At 46.2% G+C, this 23,941-nt stretch carries 26 protein-coding genes and 1 riboswitch; all 26 genes read left to right on the top strand.

Features of this window, described 5'->3' with window-relative positions; genetic code table 11:
- Positions 1 to 94 precede the first annotated feature (94 nt).
- The 26 genes from ACDZ28_RS06135 to ACDZ28_RS06010 all read left to right on the top strand — a co-directional run bounded on the left by ACDZ28_RS06135 (position 95) and on the right by ACDZ28_RS06010 (position 23,907).
- Positions 95 to 1,279 carry an FtsW/RodA/SpoVE family cell cycle protein gene (locus tag ACDZ28_RS06135; RefSeq protein ID WP_339288388.1) on the top strand — a complete coding sequence of 395 codons (1,185 nt, stop codon included), beginning with the start codon at positions 95 to 97 and terminating at the stop codon, positions 1,277 to 1,279.
- Positions 1,280 to 1,362: 83 nt separating this feature from the next.
- A complete protein-coding gene (gene spoIIR / locus ACDZ28_RS06130; protein WP_375104218.1) occupies positions 1,363 to 2,118 on the top strand; it encodes a stage II sporulation protein R in 756 nt (251 codons plus the stop codon).
- Between the two features lie 209 nt (positions 2,119 to 2,327).
- Positions 2,328 to 3,566, top strand: coding sequence for an L-threonylcarbamoyladenylate synthase (locus ACDZ28_RS06125; protein ID WP_375104217.1), 1,239 nt, complete (start codon positions 2,328 to 2,330; stop codon positions 3,564 to 3,566).
- A 126-nt stretch (positions 3,567 to 3,692) separates the two neighbouring features.
- The gene (locus tag ACDZ28_RS06120) at positions 3,693 to 4,265 is read left to right on the top strand and encodes a manganese efflux pump (protein WP_042131380.1); all 573 of its coding nucleotides are present in this window, start codon (positions 3,693 to 3,695) and stop codon (positions 4,263 to 4,265) included.
- 47 nt (positions 4,266 to 4,312) lie between these two features.
- Complete coding sequence (locus tag ACDZ28_RS06115; protein WP_042131379.1) at positions 4,313 to 4,900, top strand: low molecular weight protein arginine phosphatase; 588 nt, start codon at positions 4,313 to 4,315, stop codon at positions 4,898 to 4,900.
- A 48-nt stretch (positions 4,901 to 4,948) separates the two neighbouring features.
- Positions 4,949 to 5,031, top strand: a riboswitch (ZMP/ZTP riboswitch).
- Positions 5,032 to 5,105: 74 nt separating this feature from the next.
- Entirely contained in the window at positions 5,106 to 5,690 is a 585-nt protein-coding gene (locus ACDZ28_RS06110) for a TIGR01440 family protein (RefSeq protein ID WP_042131378.1), read from the top strand.
- A gap of 113 nt (positions 5,691 to 5,803) precedes the next feature.
- Positions 5,804 to 7,051 carry a serine hydroxymethyltransferase gene (gene glyA, locus ACDZ28_RS06105; RefSeq protein ID WP_042131377.1) on the top strand — a complete coding sequence of 416 codons (1,248 nt, stop codon included), beginning with the start codon at positions 5,804 to 5,806 and terminating at the stop codon, positions 7,049 to 7,051.
- A 422-nt stretch (positions 7,052 to 7,473) separates the two neighbouring features.
- Positions 7,474 to 8,103: a uracil phosphoribosyltransferase gene (gene upp / locus ACDZ28_RS06100; RefSeq protein WP_042131376.1), complete on the top strand. Its 630-nt coding sequence runs from the start codon at positions 7,474 to 7,476 to the stop codon at positions 8,101 to 8,103.
- Positions 8,104 to 8,163: 60 nt separating this feature from the next.
- The gene (wecB, locus tag ACDZ28_RS06095; protein WP_076119034.1) at positions 8,164 to 9,324 is read left to right on the top strand and encodes a non-hydrolyzing UDP-N-acetylglucosamine 2-epimerase; all 1,161 of its coding nucleotides are present in this window, start codon (positions 8,164 to 8,166) and stop codon (positions 9,322 to 9,324) included.
- 178 nt (positions 9,325 to 9,502) lie between these two features.
- Positions 9,503 to 9,736, top strand: a complete 234-nt coding sequence (locus ACDZ28_RS06090; protein WP_076119036.1) for an AtpZ/AtpI family protein — start codon at positions 9,503 to 9,505, stop codon at positions 9,734 to 9,736.
- The gene (locus ACDZ28_RS06085) at positions 9,729 to 10,106 is read left to right on the top strand and encodes an ATP synthase subunit I (RefSeq protein ID WP_042131373.1); all 378 of its coding nucleotides are present in this window, start codon (positions 9,729 to 9,731) and stop codon (positions 10,104 to 10,106) included. The genes ACDZ28_RS06090 and ACDZ28_RS06085 overlap by 8 nt, the downstream gene beginning before the upstream one ends.
- Before the next feature lie 29 nt (positions 10,107 to 10,135).
- Positions 10,136 to 10,903: a F0F1 ATP synthase subunit A gene (gene atpB / locus ACDZ28_RS06080; protein ID WP_042131372.1), complete on the top strand. Its 768-nt coding sequence runs from the start codon at positions 10,136 to 10,138 to the stop codon at positions 10,901 to 10,903.
- A gap of 104 nt (positions 10,904 to 11,007) precedes the next feature.
- Positions 11,008 to 11,220 carry a F0F1 ATP synthase subunit C gene (gene atpE / locus ACDZ28_RS06075; protein ID WP_039877624.1) on the top strand — a complete coding sequence of 71 codons (213 nt, stop codon included), beginning with the start codon at positions 11,008 to 11,010 and terminating at the stop codon, positions 11,218 to 11,220.
- Positions 11,221 to 11,317: 97 nt separating this feature from the next.
- Positions 11,318 to 11,806, top strand: coding sequence for a F0F1 ATP synthase subunit B (gene atpF / locus ACDZ28_RS06070; RefSeq protein WP_042131371.1), 489 nt, complete (start codon positions 11,318 to 11,320; stop codon positions 11,804 to 11,806).
- Positions 11,803 to 12,354, top strand: coding sequence for a F0F1 ATP synthase subunit delta (locus ACDZ28_RS06065; protein ID WP_042131370.1), 552 nt, complete (start codon positions 11,803 to 11,805; stop codon positions 12,352 to 12,354). The genes atpF and ACDZ28_RS06065 overlap by 4 nt, the downstream gene beginning before the upstream one ends.
- A gap of 11 nt (positions 12,355 to 12,365) precedes the next feature.
- Entirely contained in the window at positions 12,366 to 13,877 is a 1,512-nt protein-coding gene (gene atpA / locus ACDZ28_RS06060) for a F0F1 ATP synthase subunit alpha (protein WP_042131369.1), read from the top strand.
- 153 nt (positions 13,878 to 14,030) lie between these two features.
- Entirely contained in the window at positions 14,031 to 14,900 is an 870-nt protein-coding gene (gene atpG / locus ACDZ28_RS06055) for an ATP synthase F1 subunit gamma (RefSeq protein WP_042131368.1), read from the top strand.
- A 261-nt stretch (positions 14,901 to 15,161) separates the two neighbouring features.
- Positions 15,162 to 16,562: a F0F1 ATP synthase subunit beta gene (gene atpD, locus ACDZ28_RS06050; protein WP_042131367.1), complete on the top strand. Its 1,401-nt coding sequence runs from the start codon at positions 15,162 to 15,164 to the stop codon at positions 16,560 to 16,562.
- 104 nt (positions 16,563 to 16,666) lie between these two features.
- Positions 16,667 to 17,083, top strand: a complete 417-nt coding sequence (locus ACDZ28_RS06045; RefSeq protein WP_042131365.1) for a F0F1 ATP synthase subunit epsilon — start codon at positions 16,667 to 16,669, stop codon at positions 17,081 to 17,083.
- 195 nt (positions 17,084 to 17,278) lie between these two features.
- Positions 17,279 to 17,536: a DUF1146 family protein gene (locus ACDZ28_RS06040; RefSeq protein ID WP_042131364.1), complete on the top strand. Its 258-nt coding sequence runs from the start codon at positions 17,279 to 17,281 to the stop codon at positions 17,534 to 17,536.
- Between the two features lie 200 nt (positions 17,537 to 17,736).
- Entirely contained in the window at positions 17,737 to 19,113 is a 1,377-nt protein-coding gene (gene murA / locus ACDZ28_RS06035) for a UDP-N-acetylglucosamine 1-carboxyvinyltransferase (RefSeq protein ID WP_076119185.1), read from the top strand.
- A gap of 234 nt (positions 19,114 to 19,347) precedes the next feature.
- Positions 19,348 to 20,499 carry a stage II sporulation protein D gene (gene spoIID / locus ACDZ28_RS06030; protein WP_375104216.1) on the top strand — a complete coding sequence of 384 codons (1,152 nt, stop codon included), beginning with the start codon at positions 19,348 to 19,350 and terminating at the stop codon, positions 20,497 to 20,499.
- A 61-nt stretch (positions 20,500 to 20,560) separates the two neighbouring features.
- The gene (locus tag ACDZ28_RS06025) at positions 20,561 to 21,295 is read left to right on the top strand and encodes a M23 family metallopeptidase (protein WP_042131362.1); all 735 of its coding nucleotides are present in this window, start codon (positions 20,561 to 20,563) and stop codon (positions 21,293 to 21,295) included.
- 270 nt (positions 21,296 to 21,565) lie between these two features.
- On the top strand, positions 21,566 to 21,853 hold the full coding sequence (gene spoIIID / locus ACDZ28_RS06020) for a sporulation transcriptional regulator SpoIIID (RefSeq protein ID WP_375104215.1): 288 nt from the start codon (positions 21,566 to 21,568) through the stop codon (positions 21,851 to 21,853).
- Between the two features lie 129 nt (positions 21,854 to 21,982).
- The gene (locus ACDZ28_RS06015; protein ID WP_042131361.1) at positions 21,983 to 22,981 is read left to right on the top strand and encodes a rod shape-determining protein; all 999 of its coding nucleotides are present in this window, start codon (positions 21,983 to 21,985) and stop codon (positions 22,979 to 22,981) included.
- Between the two features lie 47 nt (positions 22,982 to 23,028).
- Positions 23,029 to 23,907 (top strand): flagellar hook-basal body protein, encoded by an 879-nt coding sequence (locus tag ACDZ28_RS06010; RefSeq protein WP_375104214.1) that lies wholly within the window; start codon positions 23,029 to 23,031, stop codon positions 23,905 to 23,907.
- The last annotated feature ends 34 nt before the right edge of the window (positions 23,908 to 23,941 follow it).

Below are 23,941 nucleotides of genomic sequence, written 5' to 3'. Positions count from 1 at the left end.
TTTGGAATTGTAACCTCAAATGCTCTACAATAGAAAGGAGCGACCTTCCTCGGGTGAGGGCGGTTGGAACCTTAATAGAGTAAGGGGTTTACGTATGCTTGAAAAGCTCAAGAAAATCGATAGTGTGATCCTTATTGTTCTAGTTATGCTGATGGTCATTAGTATTTTTTCCATATATAGCGTGACTAATGGTAGATTAGTTCAGAAGCTAGATGGCTTCCATTTACAAATGCTGAAATACTATATTGTAGGGTTTGTAGCTTTCTTTGTGCTTACTTTTGTGGATTACAGGATATTTGTGAAATATGCTCTTTATATTTATATTTTGGGTATAGGTCTGCTGGTGTCAGTAAGTTTTTTTGGTAAGGTGAAGAACGGTGCACAACTGGGGCTGGAGATAGGCGGTCTTAGCTTTCAACCTGCGGAGCTTTTTAAGTTGATATTGATTCTTTTACTCGCGTCTATTCTGGTCCGTAAACAAGGGGCTACCTTAACCTTCTGGAAGGGAGTCGTCCCGCTGGCGCTTCTTACATTGCTCCCTTTTGTTATAGTGATTGTACAGAATGATCTGGGGAATGCGCTAAGTTACATCGTTATATTGATCGGACTTCTGTGGATCGGGAATATCAAAATTTCACATGCGCTCATCGGGCTAATTATAGTTGGCGGATTGGGTCTTGCAGGAATTCTGAGCTATATACATTATCATGATGAAGCGGTTCATTTTTTTGAGGAGACCCTTGGCAGGAAGCATTTAGTAGATCGTTTTGATCCATGGCTCGTACCTGATTTGGCGTCAGATGATGCAAGCTATCACACGAAAAATGCTAAAGTGGCTATTGCCTCCGGAGGAATGAGCGGCGAGGGGTACATGCAAGGAAGCTCTGTGCAGAGTAACCGTGTTCCTTATACCTATTCGGATGCTATATTCGTACAGATTGCGGAGGAGTTTGGGTTCGTGGGTTCAGCGCTGCTGCTGTTGCTATTCTTTATCCTTCTTCATCGGATGATATTGATTGCCCTAGAGAGCAGGGAGCGTAGCGGCCCATTTTTAATTATTGGAATTACGGCCATGCTGCTATATCAGATCTTAGAAAATATTGGAGCTTTTATCGGTCTAATGCCGCTTACGGGAATTACACTTCCATTTATCAGCTATGGAGGCACGTCACTTTTAATCAATATGGCCTGTATGGGGATTGTGATGAGTGTGCACCTTTATGGGCGGGATGTTGAGGAAGATTTACAGCTGCCTAAGGCGCTTGCTTTAAAGTTATAGATTTAATAGATTCATAGGTTTGCAGTCTCTCATCTCTGGACATACTACTAGCATGAGTGTTAAGAGGAGAGGGGCTGCAACAAATGAACGATAATCATATGGATAAAAGAGATTCCTTACGTGTAACTTTTAAGTATACTGCCATTTTAATTTGTTTTTTTATGATTGTTATCATGGCCTGGGAGGGTCAAAAAACCGATGCGGCAGTAGCCGAAGTAACCATTCCACAGGATTCTATCCGGCTGCGTATTTTAGCGAATTCGGACGGAACGCAAGATCAGCTAGTGAAACGGCAAATCCGTGATACCATCGTGGAGCAAATGAACCAGTGGGTTACTGCACTGGAGGATCCGCAGAGTTTAGAACAGGCACGTGCTTTAATTAGAACCCATCTGCCAGAGCTTAATGCACTGGTTGGCTCGGAGCTGGAGAAACGTGGTATTCAATACTCCTATAAAGTGGAGCTCGGAGTGGTTCCTTTTCCGACTAAATTATACGGCGGCACAGTTTATCCGGCTGGAGAGTACGAGGCTGTACGGGTTACGTTAGGTGAAGGGAAGGGTCAGAACTGGTGGTGTGTACTGTTTCCACCGCTGTGCTTTATCGATGCAGGCTCCGGAGATGCGGCAGCACCTGCTGCTAACAAAGGGGCGAAGACCGTCTCGGCTGCTGGGACAGATAGCGGAGTTAAGGCTCAACCAGCAGTAGGAACAGCTGTACAAGCAGATTCTTCAGCAAAGGACGCTGCGGCAGCGGATTCCGCAGAGCCAGAGGTGCGGTTCTTCGTTTGGGAGCTGCTGCAAAATCTTTGGAACTGGATTTCGGGATTATGGTCGTAATTGCTGAAGCTAGCTCTTTGGTTTTGGCGGAAATGGTCTATAGTTTTGAACCTAGATATGTTACTATTTCATAAGTAGATCGACTGCGGCTCCTTCATTGGGGCCGCTTTTTGGTAAGATTAGAAGGAATGGATATTCTGAGTATTTATTCTAAGTTTGCTAGAAAAGCTAGTGTTCAATATATATCCTGTAGAAAGCCTGTGATGAGAATGAATGAACCAAACGATCCTTTATTCGCCGTTCAGCGGAGGAGTGAAAATAGGGATGAGACTGTTTATTGGAAGCTGGATTTGTTGGAACATGCAGCTCCTGATTCAGATGTGCTTCAGCCAAGTGAAGAGAATAAGTTAGCTATAGTAGAGGCGGCAGCCATGCTTTGCGAAGGAGGAACGGTCGCTTTTCCAACCGAAACGGTCTACGGACTTGGAGCAGATGCACGGAATACAGCAGCGGTTGAGGCTGTTTTTGCGGCAAAAGGGCGACCGTCTGACAATCCCTTAATCGTGCACATTGCCGATTCAGGTGCTTTGGAAGAGTTGGTTACAGAAGTGCATCCTACGGCTGCAGCGTTGATGGATGCATATTGGCCTGGACCGCTGACAGTTGTGCTTCCTGTTCGTGCAGGTGTTTTGTCGCCTTCTGTGACGGCAGGCTTGGACACGGTGGGTGTACGTATGCCTGACCATCCGGTAGCTTTGGCGCTGATCAGTGCAGCGGGCTGTCCTGTTGCGGCACCGAGTGCTAACCGTTCGGGTCGTCCGAGTCCGACCTTAGCTTCGCATGTGATGGAAGATTTGTCCGGATATATTGATGGTGTTCTAGATGGCGGCGCCGCGGGAGTTGGACTGGAGTCAACCGTAGTGCAGGTGCAGCCGGATGGAAGGGTTGCCGTGCTGCGCCCCGGCGGAATTACTTCAGAGCAGTTGGCTGCTGTAGTGGGGGCAGAAGCAATTGCTGCTGAGCCAGCTGCGGTTAAGGAATTTGGAACTTCCATCGCTGTGGAAGTTCCAAAAGGCACTGCACCGCAGGAATATTCCGGTGCAGAAGCTGCCGACAACTCGGCGCCGCGCGCGCCGGGCATGAAGTACACGCACTACGCGCCGCGCGGCTGGCTCGGTGTAGTACGCGGATCTTCCCCGCAACGAGTTGCGGAAGAAGCCGCGAGTCTACTTCAGGCGGCGCAACTGAGTGGCGAAATAACGGGCTTGCTCCTCTTCGAGGAGCATAAGCCTCTCTATCCCGCCGACCCTGCCGCCTTTGTTCTCTCCCTCGGCTCGTTATCCTCGCCGGAGGAAGGTGCACGCTCCCTATATGCCGCGCTGCGGCGCTTCGATGAAGCGGGAGCGACTTACATCTTGGCCGAGGCTTGTCCGTATACGGGCCTCGGCGCTGCCATTATGAACCGGCTTATGAAAGCCGCCGGTGGTTCCGTGATTGACGCCGGATAGTTACGGCGCCTAGTCTACCCAGCTTAGCACCGCTTATTCTAAGCTGAAATCTCCTATGAAGTCATGATTACCCCCTTGTCCGCATATCGTTGTTGTACAAGATATTTCGGACTTGGGGGGTTAAGCATGGGCATAGGAGATGTATATGCCGGTTGGGGGCAGACGGTTACTATTGCCATAATGGCGATTGCATTAGGAATGGATGCTTTTTCGCTCGGTGTAGGTATCGGGATGAAGGGGATTCGTCTGTTGCATGTTCTGCAAATGAGTGTGCTCATTGCTTTTTTTCATATGCTGATGCCTCTTCTGGGTTTATTAACGGGAAGTTATGTCGGGCAGTTGCTAGGTCAAGTAACGACTTATGCCGCCGGAGGACTTCTTGTGCTGTTAGGCGGACATATGGTGTATAACTCCTTTCGTCCGGAAGTGGTAGGAACGCGAGCTATGAATCACCGAACCTTATGGGGGATGCTGCTTCTTTCACTCAGTGTGAGTGTGGACTCTTTTTCTGTTGGGGTATCCTTAGGGATGTTTGTAAATGGTGTCCTTCTGACTATACTAGCTTTCGGTGTCTGTGGAGGTCTGATGTCGATTGTAGGCTTACTTCTTGGGCGGCATGTCAGTCGTGGACTCGGGGATTATGGTGAAGCGCTGGGCGGGGCTATTTTATTGGGGTTTGGCTTGCTATTCATCTTTTGATACAATAACGGCATTACAATATTTTAATTTCATGGGGGTGCAAAAGCATGCTGCATATTTTATTCGTCTGCACCGGTAATACATGCCGTAGTCCTATGGCTGAGGGGCTTTTACGAAAGCTCGCGAAGGAACGTGGAATCGACCTGGAAGTGCGGTCTGCAGGTGTATCCGCCATTTCCGGCACTTCTATATCGAGACATGCTGCAGCTATTTTGCAGGAAGAAGGCATTCATGATCATTTGGAGTCGTCGCAATTAACAGGGCAATCCGTTGCTTGGGCCGATCTTGTGCTGACCCTGACCAGTGGACATAAGCAGCATTTGCTACAGTATTTTCCGGATGCCGTAACTAAAACATATACATTGAAGGAATATGTGCATAACGAAGAAGCTGTAACTGAGGATATTAAGGAATTGGACAGCCTATATGCAGATGCTGAGTTGAGTATTGCTCTAGGCGGTGAACCCAACGCAACGGATCTGCAGCGAATGATTGAAATCCGCCAACGGATTCCGAGCTTTGATATTTCCGATCCTTTTGGGGGTACGCGTGAGGATTATGAGCTTACTGCTGCTGAAATTCGCACTGCGCTGTTTAGTTTGCTAGATAAACTGGAATCTTTACGCCATATGTAAATGGTTGATTTTCGGTCTGCTTTGCTTTAAGATGAAAATACAACTAATCGGTTCCGATGTAACTGGCGACAAATGTGGATCAAACCACGATGGAGCATCGGAATAAACGGCCGGTCGCCTGGGCAAAAGAGCAAATCCGCAGCTACCTGCGGACTGCTCTTTTTTGTTTAAATAAAGCTTGTTTGAAGCTTGAGGAGGTTGAGTGATGGACGAAGTTGTGGATCTATCTTTAACTGAAGCCACCGTCACTGTGTTAAAGGAGTTGGCGGAAGCTGGTAACCTTGGATCAGGTAAAGTTGTTGTCGTTGGAGTTAGCACAAGTGAGGTCGCTGGTGTCCGAATTGGAACTGGTGGTGCGCTTGAAGTCGCACAGCAATTGCTCGAAGGGGTCCGTTTGGTCGCAGCGGAAAAAGGATTTCATCCCGTTTATCAGTGCTGCGAGCATCTGAATCGTGCGCTTGTAATGGAACGCTCTTTGTTAGAGTCGCTTGGGTTAAAAGAAGTTTCAGCTGTACCCATACCGGGGGCTGGAGGTTCGATGGCGGCTGCTGCCTATCGCTCTATGAAAGATCCTGTTTTGGCGGAAACAATAGAAGCGCACGCGGGTTTAGACATTGGTGAGACGCTTATAGGGATGCATTTACGCCGGGTAGCGGTTCCATTTCGACCGACCTTACGCTACATTGGAGCAGCTAGGGTGAATGCAGCCTGGACCAGACCCCCGCTTATTGGCGGCGAGCGTGCTGTTTATCGAGCTCCAGAGCAGAGTGGTTTACAGAGTTGTGATTAATAATTTAGTTTTATATTTTTTGCAGAAACGCAGACCTAAAGCCTTATTATGGCGGGCAAATCGTTTCTACTTAAATACAACATATCTACACACACTAGGGAGGAAATAAGAACATGGAACAATTACGTAAGAGTGACCCGGCAGTACTGGAAGCGATGGAACTGGAACTGAAACGTCAACGTGCCAACATTGAGCTTATTGCCTCAGAGAATATCGTTAGCGAAGCCGTAATGGAAGCTATGGGCTCGGTGCTTACGAATAAATATGCAGAGGGCTATCCAGGCAAACGTTATTATGGCGGCTGTGAAGATGTAGATATCGTTGAGAATTTAGCTCGTGATCGTGCAAAAGAATTGTTCGGTGCGGAGCATGTTAACGTACAACCGCACTCCGGAGCACAAGCGAACATGGCTGTTTATTTGGCGGCGCTAAACCCGGGTGACACTGTTCTTGGTATGAACTTGGCGCATGGCGGACATTTAACGCACGGTAGTCCAGTAAATGCTTCCGGATTGCTGTATAACTTTGTTGCCTATGGTGTGCAAGAAGATACTTTCCTGATTGATTATGATGAAGTACGCAAAGCAGCCTTTAAGCACCGTCCTAAATTGATTGTTGCTGGTGCAAGTGCGTATCCACGGATTATTGATTTCGAAAAACTTGGTGCTATTGCCAATGATGTCGGCGCTCTGTTTATGGTAGACATGGCCCATATCGCAGGTCTTGTTGCTGCTGGCCTTCATCCAAGCCCGGTACCTCATGCTCATTTTGTTACAACTACTACACACAAGACTTTACGCGGTCCTCGCGGAGGTATGATTATGTGCAGACAGCCATGGGCTGCTGCGATCGATAAAGCTGTATTCCCTGGTTCCCAAGGCGGACCACTGATGCATGTCATTGCGTCAAAAGCAGTTGCGTTTGGTGAAGCCTTGCAGCCTTCCTTTAAGACTTATGCTGAGAATGTAGTGAAGAATGCAAATGTTCTTGCGGAGACGCTGATTAGCGAAGGGGTTAACATTGTATCCGGTGGTACGGATAACCACTTGATGTTGCTTGATACCCGTAACCTGAACATTACCGGAAAAGATGCGGAAAAAGTACTAGATTCCATCGGAATCACCGTGAATAAAAACGCAATTCCATTTGATCCTACGAGTCCTTTTGTAACTAGTGGTATTCGTATTGGTACACCTGCAGTCACTTCCCGTGGTATGGACGAGCAAGCAATGGTAGTTATTGGCCGCATTATTGCTAATGTTCTGAAGAATCCTAAGGACGAAGCGAAATTGGCAGAGGCAGCTCGTCAAGTTGCTGATTTGACAGACCAGTACCCACTTTATCCGGAACTGAAATACTAGTTCTTATTTGTATTCATTAATGAGTTCACCTCTATCAAGTCCTGATTTTAGGATTTGGTGGAGGTTTTTTGTTGTTTATTGTTCACAATATTACATAGGGAATGGATGGAAAAACGATGAAATTGTTTATGAAAGTTCATGGAACTTTCATAAACAATAGTGAAAAAAATGTGAATAGTATGAAAAAGTAAAACTTGCACAACATAATCTAGGTTTTATAAGTGAAAGGTTGATTGTTTCAACCAATCATTACCTTTCAGGTCAAGGATATACAATAGGAATGTGTTCAATATGGATACAAGTGCCTTTCTAGGTGAAATGAAGCGAAGGGAATGCTATAATAGACAGGATTTAGCCACTGAGAAGCAAAAGCGCTTTCTGAGGTTATAGACAAGACTTACAATTACCGGAGGGACATTAAAATGGGAAAATTGGTGATTTGCGATCATCCTTTAATTCAACACAAACTAACATTTATTCGCGATGTAAGAACAAACACAAAGGATTTTAGAGAGCATGTTGATGAAGTTGCCACATTGATGGCTTATGAGATTACACGTGATATTCCTCTAGAGACCATTACGGTACAGACACCGGTCACTGAAACGGAAAGTAAAGTGATTTCGGGAAGAATGCTTGGGCTTATTCCTATTCTTCGTGCGGGCCTAGGGATGCTTGAGGGCGTTCTGAAGCTTCTCCCTGCTGCTAAAGTAGGACATGTTGGCTTGTTCCGTGATCCGGACACACTTCAACCGGTTGAGTATTACATTAAGCTTCCTACAGACGTACAGGAACGCGAGCTAATCGTAATCGATCCAATGCTGGCTACAGGGGGATCTGCGATTGCTGCTATTACCTCGTTGAAGAAGCGTGGCTGTACACAAATTAAAATGATGAACTTGATTGCGGCTCCAGAAGGTGTTGCTGCAGTTCAAGAAGCTCATCCAGATGTAGATATTTACGTAGCTGCGCTTGATGATCATTTGAATGAACATGGATATATCGTTCCGGGACTTGGCGATGCGGGAGACCGTTTGTACGGAACTAAGTAAATAGCAATTCGTGATTAGGGATATGAAATATTTGAATTTTTTGATGAGAGGGTAGGGGTTATGTCCAAAATTAAAGTGATGACTGTTTTCGGAGTGCGCCCCGAGGCGATCAAGATGGCTCCTCTAGTTCTTGAACTAGAGAAGCATCCTGAGCATATCGAATCAATTGTTTGTGTAACAGCACAGCATAGAGAACTCCTTGACCAAGTGTTGGAAGTGTTTAAGATCACTCCTGATTACGATCTGGATGTGATGAAAGACCGTCAGACGCTGAATGAGATTACTATTCGTGTGCTTGAAGGCTTGGAGCCTGTACTGAAAGAGGTTAAGCCTGATATCGTACTGGTGCATGGGGACACATTAACAACGTTCCTTGCGAGCTATGCCTCCTTCCTGCAGCAAATTCAGGTTGGGCACGTAGAAGCAGGACTTCGGACATGGAACAAACTGTCTCCTTATCCTGAGGAAATGAACCGTCAACTAACAGGTGTATTGGCCGATCTGCATTTTGCTCCGACCGATTGGTCAGCTAGCAATTTGAAACACGAGAACAAAAAAGAATCAAGTATTTATATCACAGGCAACACCGTAACCGATGTGTTTCAATATACCGTACAGCCGGATTATCGGCATCCTGTTTTGGATTTTGCTTCAGGAAAAAGACTTATTTTGATGACTGCTCACCGCAGAGAATCGCAAGGTGAACCGCATCGTAATATCTTCCGAGCTGTTAAAAGAATCGCTGATGAATTCGAAGATGTTGCCATTGTTTATCCTGTGCATCCGAGTCCTGCTGTTAAGGAACCTGCACATGAAATTCTGGGTGGACATCCAAGAATTAAGCTGATTGATCCGCTGGATGTCGTGGATTTGCATAATTTTTATCCGCATACCCACTTGATTTTAACCGATTCCGGCGGTTTGCAAGAGGAAGCTCCTTCATATGGAGTTCCCGTCCTTGTGCTTCGTGATACGACGGAGCGTCCTGAAGGGATAGATGCTGGAACGCTGGAGCTTGTGGGCACGGACGAGGAGAAGGTGTATGAACGGACACATGCTCTTTTGACTGATAATGAGCTCTATCAGTCGATGAGTCGGGCCGCCAACCCGTACGGAGATGGCAAAGCCTCCCAACGAATTGTCAATGCGATTTTGCACCATTTCGGTGTAAATAAGGAACGTCCTGAAGAGTTTCACAGAATGTTCACAAAAAATAAATAATTTCATTTAAAGTATTATCTGAGCTGATTAAAAACACCATACAGTCAAACTGTACGGTTTATATGGTTTTGGAACATTTTGCTGTGATTATTTTCATGTTTTCAAGGGTTTTTAGGCAATGTTCAATGAATTGACAAAGTCTCCAGAAATTCAGTAAAATTAGTTGGGATTGTTGCCAATGAAAGAACAAAATAGCAGGGACAGCTTGTTACAGACCGCGCTTATCATTGGAAGTGCAGGCACTATACTCGCCGCTTACATTGTTATTGGTTTTTTTGCGGCAAGGTGGCTGAAAGACCTGATGGAGGGTCCGAAATATTGGCTCGCCATTGGCACAATAACCGGAATGATTCTGGGGATTATGAACGTCGTCCTGTTAATTAAAAAATTTTTGGGGGAGCAGAATGGATAATATGACTCCCATGATCAATACCGTCACTAGAGTTACGCTCGTCCTTATGGCAGGACTCTTAATGGGCTGGGCGCTTCATCATGAGACCAGGGAGACTACGCTGGGCATGACTCTGGGTCTGGTGGCGGGATTGGTAAACTTTCGTTATCTGGCCGTCAAGGTTCGACGGGTAACGCAGTCGATTGCGAGCAACGAAGGGAATGCCTTCAGCCTCGGTTTTGTTACACGGATTAGTTTTGCAATTTTGGTCACCATGTTCGCGGTCAAGATTGAGCATTTCTCCCTGGTAGCAACTGTTTCGGGCGTATTCATTCCTCAGCTTCTCGCCATTCCTGCGGGGATATATCTGAGTGTGAAGAACAAACTTTAACCAGATTAAAGAGAAAGGGGGATGATACTATGCATGAGATGCCGAAAATCTTTGTCGGGGGAATACCGATAGATATATCAGCCGTATTGATGCTTCTGATCAGTTGTACAGTAGTATTTGTACTGGTGATGCTGTCGGTTCGTAAGCTTTCGGTTGAGAATCCATCTAAGCTTCAGAATTTTATGGAATGGGTTGTTGAATTTGTAGAGGGTGTCATTAGCAGTGCCATGGACCTGAAGAAAGGAAAACCTTACATATCTTTGGGGCTAACGTTGATTCTGTTTATCTTTGTTTCCAACCTTCTTGGATTGCCTTTCTCAGTTGTAACTGAAGCACATGGACCTGTAACTGTGTTTGGCCATGTGATTGAAGCAACCAAGAACTTGGCGCATGGTGATCATGTTGAGATCTTATGGTACAAGTCGCCGACTGCTGACATTAATATCACTGCAGGATTGGCAATTATTGTGTTTATACTGATGAACTTCCTGGGCATTAAGCTCAATGGAAAGCATTATTTCAAACACTATATTGAGCCGTTTCCAATCTTTTTGCCACTGAACATTATCGAGAACTTGGCAAAACCAGTAGCTTTGGCTATTCGTCTATTTGCTAACATTTTTGCCGGAGAAGTACTGATTACAGTCATTTTGAAACTGGGGATTCTCAGTATTCCGTTCCTGGCTGTATGGCAAGGCTTCAGTATTTTCGTCGGGGCACTACAGGCGTTTATCTTTACGATTCTGACGATGGTTTATATCGCACAGATGACGATTCACGAAGAAGAAGCACATTAATGAACTGCTGCGAAGAGAACGGCTATCGTCTGATTTTCTTTCGCGGGAGATATCTTATATCATTAAACACAATATGAACCGAAATTAAAGGAGGATATTTACAAATGGAATTTTTAGCAGCAGCAATAGCGGTTGGATTGGGTGCACTTGGCGCAGGTCTTGGTAACGGTATGATCGTTAGTAGAACAGTTGAGTCCATCGCTCGTCAGCCAGAAGCTCGTAATGCCCTACAAACAACAATGTTTATCGGTGTAGGTATCGTCGAAGTTATTCCGTTGGCAGCAACAGTTATCGCATTCCTGATCATGTTTTCTTAATAAACCGTATTTACGGTTTGGCGGGGACGGCCAGTGCCATCCGCGCCTTACTTTTGTATACGTCCGCATGACGCGGTAACGGAAGGGAGTGACCTCAGTGGAAATTGTTTGGACAAACATCGTATTTTCAATTGTAGCCTTTGGGATTCTATATTTCTTGCTCAGTAAGTATGCGTTCAGCAAATTGTTCGCAGTGATGGAGAAGCGCCGTGAGCTAGTAATGCAGCAAATGGATGAAGCTGCGAAGACTAGAGAGCAAGCGGTCGCGTATGTGGAAGAGCAGAAGCAAGCGCTGAACAGTGCACGCCAGGAAGCTCAACAGATTATTCAACAATCGCAAATTACTAGTAATCAACAGGTAGAACAAGCTTTGGCGCAAGCTAAAGTTGAAGCTGCACGCGTCAAAGAAGAGGCCGTGCGCGATATCGAGAACGAGAAGAATAAAGCAGTGGAAGAGTTGCGCAGCGAAATTGGAACGGCATCTGTTCGTATTGCTTCTAAACTTCTTAAGAAAGAAGTTAGCGCTAGCAGTGAGCAGGAGCAGCTTGTGAACCAATACCTCAATGAGGTAGGAGGCCGATCATGAGCCGCGATACGGTAGTTGCCAAGCGCTACGCTAAAGCATTGTACAGTGCAGCGGTAGAGAAGGGGATTACCCTTGAAGTAGAAGAACAGCTCAAGGCAGTGGTCGAAGTATTACACTCAGACCTAGAGGTACAGCGGTTTATTCTTGCACCACGTATCTCGGAGTCCGACAAGCTGAAAGTGCTGCGCACAGCACTTCAAGATAAGCTCTCTCCTATCGTGATGAACATTGTAGAACTGTTAGTAGAGCGGGGCAGAACCGATATTTTTGCCGAACTGCTGGATACGTATATCAAGATTGAAGGAGACGCTCTTGGCATTGGTGATGCTAAGGTATACTCCGTTTATTCTTTAAGTGAAGAAGAACAAGCGGCTGTAGCTGCAGAATTTGGCCAGCTCGTAAACCGTAAAATCCGGGTTACGAATGTGGTAGATCCAAGCCTGCTGGGAGGACTGAAAGTTTATATCGGCGATACGCTGTATGACGGCAGTCTGTCTAGTAAATTGGAACGTCTCGAGAAATCCTTTAATGATAAGCATAGAAGATAGGGGTGAGGATATTGGGCATCAGACCTGAAGAGATCAGCACTTTGATCAAAAGTCAAATTGAGCAATATAAAGCCGATATCGAAGTTGCCGAAGTGGGCACCGTCATTCAAGTCGGAGACGGTATCGCTCGTGTCTACGGTCTGGAAAACGCAATGGCAGGCGAGTTGCTAGAGTTCTCCAACGGAGTAGTGGGCATGGCGCTCAATCTGGAAGAAAGCAACGTCGGTGTTGTTATTCTGGGTGAGTACAAGGAAATTCGTGAAGGCGATCAAGTAAAACGTACTGGACAAATCATGCAAGTTCCAGTGGGAGAGGCCCTTTTGGGTCGTGTAGTTAATGCACTCGGTATGCCGCTTGACGGTAAAGGCCCAATTCAAACGACGGAGTTCCGTCCGGTTGAGAATAACGCTCCTGGTGTTATTGACCGTAAATCGGTTCATGAGCCAATGCAAACTGGCCTTAAAGCGATTGACGCGATGGTACCAATTGGTCGTGGACAACGCGAACTTATCATTGGTGACCGTCAAACTGGTAAGACTGCAATCGCAATCGATGCGATTATCAACCAAAAAGGCAACGGCATGAAATGTATTTATGTTGCCATTGGACAAAAACAATCTACAGTAGCACAGGTTGTAGAAACTCTTCGCCGCCATGGCGCGTTGGAATATACAATCGTTGTAACTGCTTCGGCTTCCGAGCCATCCCCACTGTTGTATATTGCTCCATACGCAGGTTGCGCAATGGGCGAATACTTCATGTACAAGGGCGAACACGTATTGATCATTTATGATGACCTTTCAAAACAAGCTTCGGCTTATCGCGAATTGTCCTTGCTGCTTCGTCGTCCACCGGGTCGTGAAGCATTCCCTGGTGACGTGTTCTACTTGCACTCCCGTCTTTTGGAGCGTGCGGCTAAGCTTAGTGATGAGCTTGGTGGTGGTTCATTAACCGCGCTTCCGTTCATCGAAACACAAGCATCTGACGTATCGGCTTACATTCCTACGAACGTAATCTCGATTACAGATGGTCAAATCTTCCTTGAGTCTGATCTGTTCTACTCTGGACAACGTCCGGCAATCAATGTCGGTATCTCCGTTTCCCGTGTAGGGGGTTCCGCTCAGATTAAAGCGATGAAGAAGGTAGCAGGCTCGCTTCGTTTGGATCTTGCTCAATATCGTGAACTTCAAGCATTCTCACAGTTTGGCTCAGATCTTGATAAATCCACGCTTGCTCGTCTGAATCGCGGAGCGCGTATGATGGAAGTTCTGAAACAAGGTGTAAATCAGCCGTTGTCTGTTGAGCATCAAGTGCTTAGCTTGTACACAGCTGTAAAAGGGTATTTGGATGATATTCCTGTTAAGGACGTAAAACGTTTTGAAAAGGAATTCCTTGCTTACATGGATAGCAGTGCTGCTGAAGTTGCTCAATCCATCAGAGATACCAAGGATTTGACAGCCGATAACGAAGCCGCTCTTAAAGCTGCAATTGATAAATTTAAAAGAGGCTTTGCTACTAGCTAATATAGATCGCGCGTAAACAAATCTTATTAAGTGAGCTTTGGCACTGCCGAAGCTCAGGCTATTACTTATAAAGTTAGCTTTGAATTCGTCAAAGCTAAGAAGATGCTTACGAAGTTAGCTTTGACTCCGTCAAAGCTCTAAGGTGGTGAAATCATGGCAAGAAGCATGCGTGATATTAAACGTCAAATTAAGAGTGTTCAAAACACAAGACAGATCACAAAAGCGATGGAAATGGTAGCTGCCTCCAAGCTGAGAAAAGCTCAGGAGAAGGCGATTGCCGCCCGTCCTTATGCTGAGAAGCTGAAAGAGGTTGTATCGAGCATTGCTGCCGGTACAGAAGGCGTTCAACATCCTATGCTGGTCAGTCGGCCTGTGAAAAAAACTGGTTATCTTATCGTGACCTCTGATAGAGGGCTTGCGGGTGGATACAACGCTAATATTTTACGTAAGGTGACGATGCTCATCGCGGAACGCCATAAATCCAAAGATGAGTACGCCTTGTTCGTTATCGGTCGTAAAGGCCGTGACTTCTTACGCCGCCGTGAATATCCGATTGTACAGGAGGTTACTGAGCTATCGGATGCGCCGAAGTTTGCTGACATCAAGTCTATCGCTAATTCGGCAGTACAACAGTTTGTAGATGGTACGTATGATGAGCTGTACGTTTGTTATAACCAATTCGTCAATGCGATTACCCAGATTCCAACTGTTGATCGATTGTTGCCTATGGAAGGCGTAGGAAATCATGAGCATCATGAAGCGACTGCAAATTACGAATATGAACCTTCACCAGAAGGCGTACTCGAAGTGCTACTTCCGAAATACGCTGAAACTTTAATTTATAGCGCAATTCTGGATGGCAAGGCCAGTGAGCTGGGTGCGAAAATGACAGCGATGGGCAGTGCAACAAAGAACGCGTCGAAAATGATCGGAGAACTTACCCTTACGTACAACCGTGCCCGTCAGGCGGCAATTACGCAGGAAATTACCGAGATCGTGGCCGGAGCGAACGCTCAGTCTTAAAAATACAAGAACAGTTAAGCACTGTGCTTGACTTGCCTTGTATTTTACGAGAAACAGTGCCGCATGGAGCGATACAGAGTATCGCCCGCTTCTGGAGTATGGCTCCTTAAGAACGGCACTGCAGTTCTTCTTAAAATATAAGAAAGTATAGGTTTTTCACTATACAAAATGCTTATATTTCTACGAGAAACGGTTGTCATCTTTATATGACGACAACGTCGTTTCTTCTTGACGTAACAGCTTTCGAGGAGGGAAATGAAGATGAACAAAGGACGCGTTGTAAGCATTATGGGTCCGGTTGTCGATATTGAATTTGAACGCGGCCAGTTGCCCGAGATATTCAACGCTATCAAAATTGAAACCGTCTTGGACAATGGTCGCCAGATTAACCTAACACTTGAGGTTTCCAATCACTTGGGAGACAATTTGGTACGTTGTATCGCGATGTCTTCTACAGATGGTCTGGTTCGTGGACTGGATGCGATTGACCAAGGTGGTCCTATTTCGGTTCCTGTAGGGGAAGCGACATTAGGCCGGGTATTTAACGTACTTGGAAATCCAATTGATAACGCTGGTGAAGTTGTTTCCGAAATAAAGAACCCGATTCACCGTTTGGCTCCGACATTTGATGAATTGTCAACACAAGCCGAAATTTTGGAAACGGGTATTAAAGTTATCGACTTGCTCGCACCTTACGCTAAAGGCGGTAAAGTTGGTCTGTTCGGCGGTGCCGGTGTAGGTAAAACGGTAACGATTCAAGAATTGATTAATAACATTGCCCAAGAACACGGTGGTATTTCCGTATTCGCGGGTGTGGGTGAACGTACTCGTGAAGGTAATGACCTTTATCACGAAATGACGGACTCCGGCGTTATTAAGAAAACAGCAATGGTGTTCGGACAAATGAATGAGCCGCCAGGCGCGCGTCTGCGCGTAGCTTTGACCGGTCTTACTATGGCGGAATATTTCCGTGATGTAGAAGGCCGCGATACGCTGCTCTTTATCGATAATATATTCCGCTTTACCCAAGCGGGTTCCGAAGTATCCGCTCTTCTCGGACGTATGCCGTCCGCGGTAGGTTACCAACCAACCCTGGCTACTGAAATGGGTCAGTTGCAAGAGCGTATCACTTCTACCAAAAAAGGCTCCGTTACTTCCATTCAAGCCATCTACGTACCAGCGGATGACTACACTGACCCTGCTCCGGCAACGGCGTTTGCTCACTTGGATGCAACAACTAACCTTGAGCGTAAGATTTCCGAGAAGGGGATTTTCCCAGCGGTTGATCCACTGGCTTCCAGCTCGCGTTTGCTAGCTCCGGAAATTGTTGGTGAAGAGCACTATAATGTGGCACAAGGTGTTAAACAATTGCTGCAACGTTATACCGAACTTCAGGACATCATTGCCATCTTGGGTATGGATGAATTGAGTGAGGATGATAAGGTTATCGTAGCCCGTGCTCGTAAAGTTGAGCGGTTCCTGTCGCAGCCTTTCCACGTAGCTGAACAGTTTACCGGCTTCAAGGGTAAATACGTGCCAATCAAAGAAACTGTACGTAGCTTTAAGGAGATTCTGGATGGTAAGCATGATGATCTTCCAGAAGCAGCGTTCCTTTTCGTAGGTACAATCGAAGAAGCGGTTGAAAAAGCGAAATCGATGTAACACTGAGCTAAGTGAAATGCTTTCGAAGCGAGCTTTACTTTGTAAAGCTAAGTGTATGCTTTCGATGAGAGCTTTACTTCGTAAAGCTTTAAGGAGGAATGGAAGTGAATACCTTTTTGTTGGAAATTGTCACGCCGGAGCATCTCGTCTATTCTAAACAAGTGAATAGCTTGACAGTACGGGGAGTCGAAGGCGAGTTGGGTATTTTGCCTGGACACATTCCGCTTGTGACTCCACTTCAGGTTGCTCCGTTATCCGTCAAATCGGACGGTGTTACGATTTCCATCGCCGTTCATGGCGGGTTCGTTGAAGTGCATAAGGACAAGGTAACAGTGCTGGCCGAAAGTGCCGAGCTGCCAACAGATATTGATGTTGAGCGCGCCGAAGCCGCTAGAGAACGGGCTCAACGCCGTCTCCAGACTCGTAGCAAACAAGATGATATCGATCACCGCCGTGCGGAGTTGGCGCTGCAACGCGCTGTTACACGGATTAAAGTGTCCACTGGTAAAGGACAACAGTAGGTTATTAGCGGTCAAGCTCTAAGCTTGACTGCTTTTTTATTATAGTAATCTATGTATTTAAGGTTAAGATTTCTTCATTTTCTTGGATATTGGCATTGAATTGTTTAAAAATTTGTAAAAGTACTGGATTCTTTTGCCCTGCACAAGTATGATATAAGAGTCGATTTCCGAGTAATACGAACACGGAGGGTTAGCATGGGGGATATATTGTCCAATGGATGGTCTAGTGCAGCTGGAACCAGCAGCATGATCTCAATGATTGTTTCTTTGCTCAGTGTTGTATTATCTTGGTGGGCATTGCAGAACCTTAAGCTGGATTTGGTCATAAGATATCCCAAGAGTCCTCAGGGAAGGCTGCTGCACTTGCTTCTGGCCATTGTACTTGGTCGTTTAGTTGCAGGATTCTTTCTGGATTACCTTAGCTGGAGTGGGATGATCCGCTATATGTTTTAGGAATATGTAGTTTGGTTATAAGTGTCATAGGTCGCAATGGTCAAAAAGTGTCGAATAATAAGGTTTTATTATGTCAACACTGAACTTTAAGGAACATGCCCGGCTAAAAGGGCATATTGATGGAGTATGCGAATTTTTTTGCAATTACTTTTAATCTAAAAAATAATTTAAGAAATAATGGACGCGGAGGGAAACCGAAAATGAGCAAATTTATCGTCCGCGGTGGCAACAGATTGACCGGGAGCGTGAAAGTTAGCGGCGCAAAAAATTCCGTATTACCGATCATAGCCGCCTCTCTATTGGCAGAAGAAGGAGTAAGCGTCATTGTGGACGCACCTCCGCTTGATGATGTAATGACGATCTCAAAAATGCTGGAATCTTTGGGTGCAGGGGTTACATATCAAAACGATATTATCCAGGTGGATGCTACAAACATCACTTCCTGTGAAGCACCTTATGAATGGGTACGAAAAATGCGGGCGTCTTTTTTAGTCATGGGACCTCTGTTATCTCGGCTTGGTCAGACAAGAATTTCTTTGCCTGGCGGCTGCGCCATTGGCACACGACCGATAGATCAACATTTGAAAGGATTTGAAGCGCTTGGTGCGGAGATTAGTCTCGGCCAGGGCTACATTGAAGCGAAAAGTAACGGTCGCCTGCGCGGAGCTAAAGTGTATTTGGATGTAGCTAGCGTGGGTGCGACCGAAAATATAATGATGGCTGCAACACTAGCCGAAGGTGTGACCGTGATTGAGAATGCGGCCAAAGAACCTGAAATTGTAGACCTAGCCAACTATTTGAACGGCATGGGTGGAATCGTGCGCGGTGCAGGAACTGGTGTTATCCGTATTGAAGGTGTTGAACGCCTGCATGGCGTTAAGCATCATGTGATTCCTGACCGTATTGAAGCCGGCACCTATATGGCTGCTGCAGCAATTACAGGTGGCGATGTATATGTGGAAGGCGCAATCGCTGATCACTTGGGACCTGTTATTGCTAAAATGGAAGAGATGGGCGTAACCATCATTCCTGATGAGAACGGGGTTCGTGTAATTAGTGACAAACCTCTTAAAGCTGTTGATTTGAAGACTTTGCCGTATCCAGGCTTTCCAACGGATATGCAGTCACAAATGATGGCATTATTGCTGCGCTCTGAAGGTACTAGTGTCGTTACGGAAACTGTATTCGAGAACCGATTCATGCATGTGGACGAATTCCATAACATGAATGCTGAGATTAAGATCGAAGGTCGCTCAGCAATCGTTACAGGTAATGCACAATTGGTCGGAGCCAAAGTATGTGCTACGGATCTACGTGCGGGAGCTGCGCTTATTTTGGCAGGTCTGGTTGCTGAAGGTACTACTGAGGTAAGTGGAACTCATCATATTGACCGCGGATACGTACATTTGGCTGAGAAGCTGTCTGGACTAGGTGCGGAAATTTGGCGTATTTCCATGGAAGACACAGCTGTACAAACAGTGAAGGATGAAACTCTTAAACCAGAAGTCGCCAAGAGTGAATCGAATAAAAGCGAAGAAGTTAAACCTCGCTTTCAGGTTCAAGCAACTTGGGTATAATATCAGTCATTAGGTGAGATCAGGCTGCAGTGATGCGGCCTGATCTTTTTTAATGTTAAGAATGTATCTCTAAATCCTCATCTAATGGGGATTTTTTTCGTTTGTATTTCTCAAACACGGGGCATAGTGATAGATACGAGAATGCTACTCTCTTTCTCTTAAATGTTGTTCTAGTAGGTGCTGTAAATTCATATCTATAAGAATCAACAGTGACTCACGGAAGGAGCCATAGAGATGAAAGATTTCCACTACTTGCGACGTAACAAGTCAACGCGCTGGCACTCGCGTCCCCTTGGTCCCCGGCTCAGGCGACTTGGTCCCGTCGCCTGGTTCGCAGCGCCTATCCTGGCGGCGCTGCTGATTCCACTGGTGGTTGTCCCGCTGCACCGGGGACAACCGACGCCTCCGGCTCTGCCGGCGGTCACGGCCGCACCGGCCGCACCCGCAGGGCCGGAGGCGGCTGCGCAGGAAGCGCCGCAGCCGAAGGTCTCCGTCTATTTGTCGCGTAGCGGACAAATAGAGACATTGCCGCTGGAGGACTACGTCAGCGGCGTGCTTGCGGCCGAGATGCCGGCCAGCTTTGAGCTTGAAGCGCTCAAAGCGCAGGCCGTAGCGGCCCGCACCTTTATCCTTCGCCGCCTACTGGCTGGCGACAGGAGCGGCGTCCCCGTTCCGGGGGCGGATGTAACCGATACGGTAAGCCATCAGGCTTACGTATCTAAGGACACGCTGGAACGGGAGTGGAAGCTCGGCGGAAGAAGCGCCGATCTCGCTAAGCTTCAGCGCGCGGTCCTTGAGACGCGCGGTGTCATTATGACCTATAAAGGGCAGCCGATTACGGCCTCCTTTTTCGCCTCCAGTGGAGGATATACGGAGAACTCGGAAGAATACTGGAATGCGGCAATTCCCTATCTGCGCAGTGTGACGAGTCCTTGGGAGAAAGAGATTACGCCAAACTATGCAGTGACAACGACCTTTACCATTTCGGAAATACTTACTAGACTTGGGTTAAACGACAGCGTAATCCCTGCTTCCAAAGAAATGACCCATTCAGTCCCAACTAAGAAGATATCTACTTCTTCTGAATTGCCGGTAGAAGTGTTGTCTCTTACCACTGGACATCGGGTTAAAGAAATCTCTATCGGCGGTACTATTTTTACTGGAAGAGAAGTAAGAGAGAAGCTAGGGTTACGTTCCAGTCAATTCAGTTGGGGTCGAAAAGGGAACAAAATCTTTATAACTACCTTCGGAAATGGGCATGGTGTGGGAATGAGTCAGTGGGGAGCAAATGGAATGGCAAAGGAAGGCGGAACGGCTACTCAAATTCTCAAACACTATTACAGTGGTATCTCTTTTACGCAAATCTCAACTCTTCTGAAAAAATAACTTGAAAGATACGTATAAAAGATAGAAGCCCGGTAACACTGGTTACTGAGGTGATAACCATATGAATGAACAAGACAAAAACAAAACAAACCATGATGAATCTCTCAAAAAATCGCAGGGAGATTCAGGTGCTAAACCTTCTTCATGGAGCAAGATGTTATCTAAACGTTGGGTGTTCCCAGCAGTCTACACGGCGGCAGCGGCAATTATACTAACCTTGGTGTGGGTCTATCAGGATGCCGGCCAAAAGCCGCTGGACACCGCCGCCACAACACAGCAAGTAGGAGCTTCGACTAACGAAGCTGGTACTGCTAACAGTAATCCAGATGCCCTTGAAGTTCTTGCTTCAGCGGAAAGCTTGGCTTGGCCAGTAGCCAATCCAGGGGAAGTAGAAGTGGTCAAGCCGTACTATGATGAGAATGGTACAGAGGACAATCACGTTGCCGCCATGGTGCAGTATAACGACAAATTTATTCCTAATGTTGGTATTGATCTTGCCCGTGAAGACAACAACACATTCGACGTTAAAGCAGCGCTTAGCGGTGAAGTAACTAGAGTGGAAGATGTTGCGGTATTAGGTAAGGTAATTGAGATTACTCATCAAGGTAACATGAAGACCGTGTACCAAAGTCTTGGCGACACGAAAGTTAAAAAAGGCGATGTTGTGAAACAAGGCGATACTCTTGCAACAGCAGGTCGCAGTGAACTCGAGAAGAACCTCGGTAATCATGTACACTTTGAAGTGTATAAGGATGGTAACGTAGTTAATCCATCTGAGTTATTGCCAGGGCGATAAGAATAGCTATAGCGGGGGGCGAAAGCCCCCTATTTTTTTGTGAACAAGGCTCTTCTTAAGCAACATGCTTATAAAGAGCCTTATTTTCTGCGAGAAACGGCTGCATGTTCTAAAGGACTAATAACGTTCCGGCTTGCGAATAACAAGGCTTCTTAGGTTGTCCATTAAATAAAATGAGCCCTCCCAGGCTTGTCATGTCTTGAAAGCGCGAATATATAAGCCCGCCCCTCATATAATGTACCAAACTATCCACAGTTGGGAGGCGGGAGCGTGCACGATTACATCAAGGAACGTACGATCAAAATCGGACGCTGCATCGTGGAAACCAGGCATACGGTCCGGACCATAGCCAAGGAATTTGGCGTTTCAAAGAGCACGGTGCACAAAGACTTGACTGAGCGTCTGCCAGAGATCAACCCTGATCTGGCTGATCAGGTGAAGAACATTCTTGAATATCACAAATCCATCCGACATCTTCGGGGGGGAGAAGCCACAAAAATTAAATATAAAAAAACGACGGGGAAAAAACGTGAGGTTGCTGTAGCATCAAAGCCATGAGATTTTCGGAAATTTAAGGAAATATTCAGCTTTAAAACATTGTGTACTTCCCCTAAAGTATGTTATTTTTAAATTTAGTACTAACTGCTGTTTTTTCAATTAAAATAACACTTTGGGGGCTCTTTCATTATGTTTAGCAAGGATATCGGAATCGACCTCGGCACGGCCAATGTGCTCATACATGTTAAGGGAAGGGGAGTCGTTCTGGATGAACCTTCCGTGGTCACACTTGAAAGTGATACGAAGAGAGTCCTTGCGGTGGGAGAACAGGCACGTCGCATGGTTGGACGTACACCTGGAAATATAACAACTATCCGTCCTTTACGGGATGGTGTCATTGCGGATTTTGAAATCACGGAAATGATGCTGAAGTATTTTATTGACCGTGTTGGCGGTCGTACCTGGTACTCACGGCCTCGCATTCTGATATGCGCCCCTACAAATATTACATCTGTGGAACAGAAGTCCATAAGGGAAGCGGCAGAACGTAGCGGGGCTAAGGAAGTGTTTATGGAGGAAGAGCCAAAGGCCGCTGCGATTGGAGCGGGAATGGACATTTATCAACCAAGTGGAAATATGGTCGTCGATATCGGTGGCGGAACGACGGATGTAGCCGTACTTTCTATGGGCGACGTCGTTACCGCTTCTTCGATTAAAGTCGCTGGAGACAAGTTCGACGAGGCCATTTTAAGATATATTAAACAAAAGTATAAATTGTTGATCGGTGAACGGACAGCAGAGGATATTAAGGTTACTATTGGTACGGTTCGACCTGGTTTGATGAAGTCCGAAATGGATATTCGCGGCCGGGACATGGTAAGCGGACTTCCCCAGACGCTCACTATTACGGCTGGTGAGGTAAAGGAAGCGTTGTGGGATCCGGTTTCTTCCATTGTGGCTGCAGCTAAATCGGTACTGGAGCGTACACCACCAGAATTGTCTGCGGACATCATTGACCGGGGTGTTGTTCTTACTGGTGGAGGTGCTTTGCTTAACGGATTGGACGAGCTGCTCTCAGAAGAATTACATGTACCTGTCTGGGTTGCGGAAGACCCTATGCATTGTGTAGTAAAGGGAACAGGGATTATGCTGGACAATTTGGACAAGGTCGTTAAGAAAAAGTTCTAAGCAGCCGATATAAAAGGTAGCATTAGATTCGGAAGGAGACTACCTTCATGATAAGAGGATTATATACGGCCGCTGCAGGTATGGTTGCGCAGCAACGTAGACACGATACGGCAACACAGAACATTGCTAACTTAAATACAACGGGATATAAGCAGGTTGATAGTGTTAATCATGCTTTTCCGGATGTCTTGATCTCGGCTATGAGTAATGGCAATACCACGCCGGTTGGGCGCCTTAACACGGGGGTTTTTGCAGAACAGTCGATATCCCAATACTTACAGGGTGATTTAAGAGAGAGCGGCAAGTCTATGGATTTTGCTTTATCTACGGATTTGCAAGTCACGGACCCTGTGACGGGTCAGAATATATCTTTTGATGGTTCGGGGAAATATGTAAGCCCTGATGGTGAGGTTATTTACCGTCCACAGGCTTTCTTTACAGTACAGGATGCTGAAGGCAATAACTTATTTACCCGAAATGGAAGTTTCTCAGTCAATGCAGCTACGGGAGAAGTATTGAGCAGTGGAGGTTTCAAGGTTCTTGATTCCACTGGCAAGCCTCTTGTCTTGACAGGAAATCAGGACACCCTTAAAGTGGACGGGCAGGGGAATGTACTAAATCCAGAAACAGGACTTCCGACAGGGACCAAAATTGGTGTGAGTGTAGTTACAAAGCCGCAGGAGCTTGTGCGTGATGGTAAAGGTGTGTTTCACGCTGATGATATAGCGGCGGCGGACATTCGTTACTCCAATGCAACTGATAACTTGCAGGTGCGTCAAGGATACTTAGAGGGCTCTAATGTTGACCCTACCCAGGTTACTGTAGATTTGAATGCTGCATACCGGGCTTATGAAGCAAACCAAAAGATCGTTCAATATTATGATAGCAGCTTGCAAAAGGCTGTAACTGAAGTCGGCAGGGTATAGCACTACTTATGAACTGAGCTTTACAGGTAAAGCT

Origin of the sequence: Paenibacillus sp. RS8 (genome assembly GCF_041956825.1) — a bacterium.
In the GTDB taxonomy this organism is placed as follows: Bacteria; Bacillota; Bacilli; order Paenibacillales; family Paenibacillaceae; genus Paenibacillus_AQ.
Note: the sequence above shows the minus strand (reverse complement) of the source record. Positions and strands in the feature narration are given on the sequence as shown.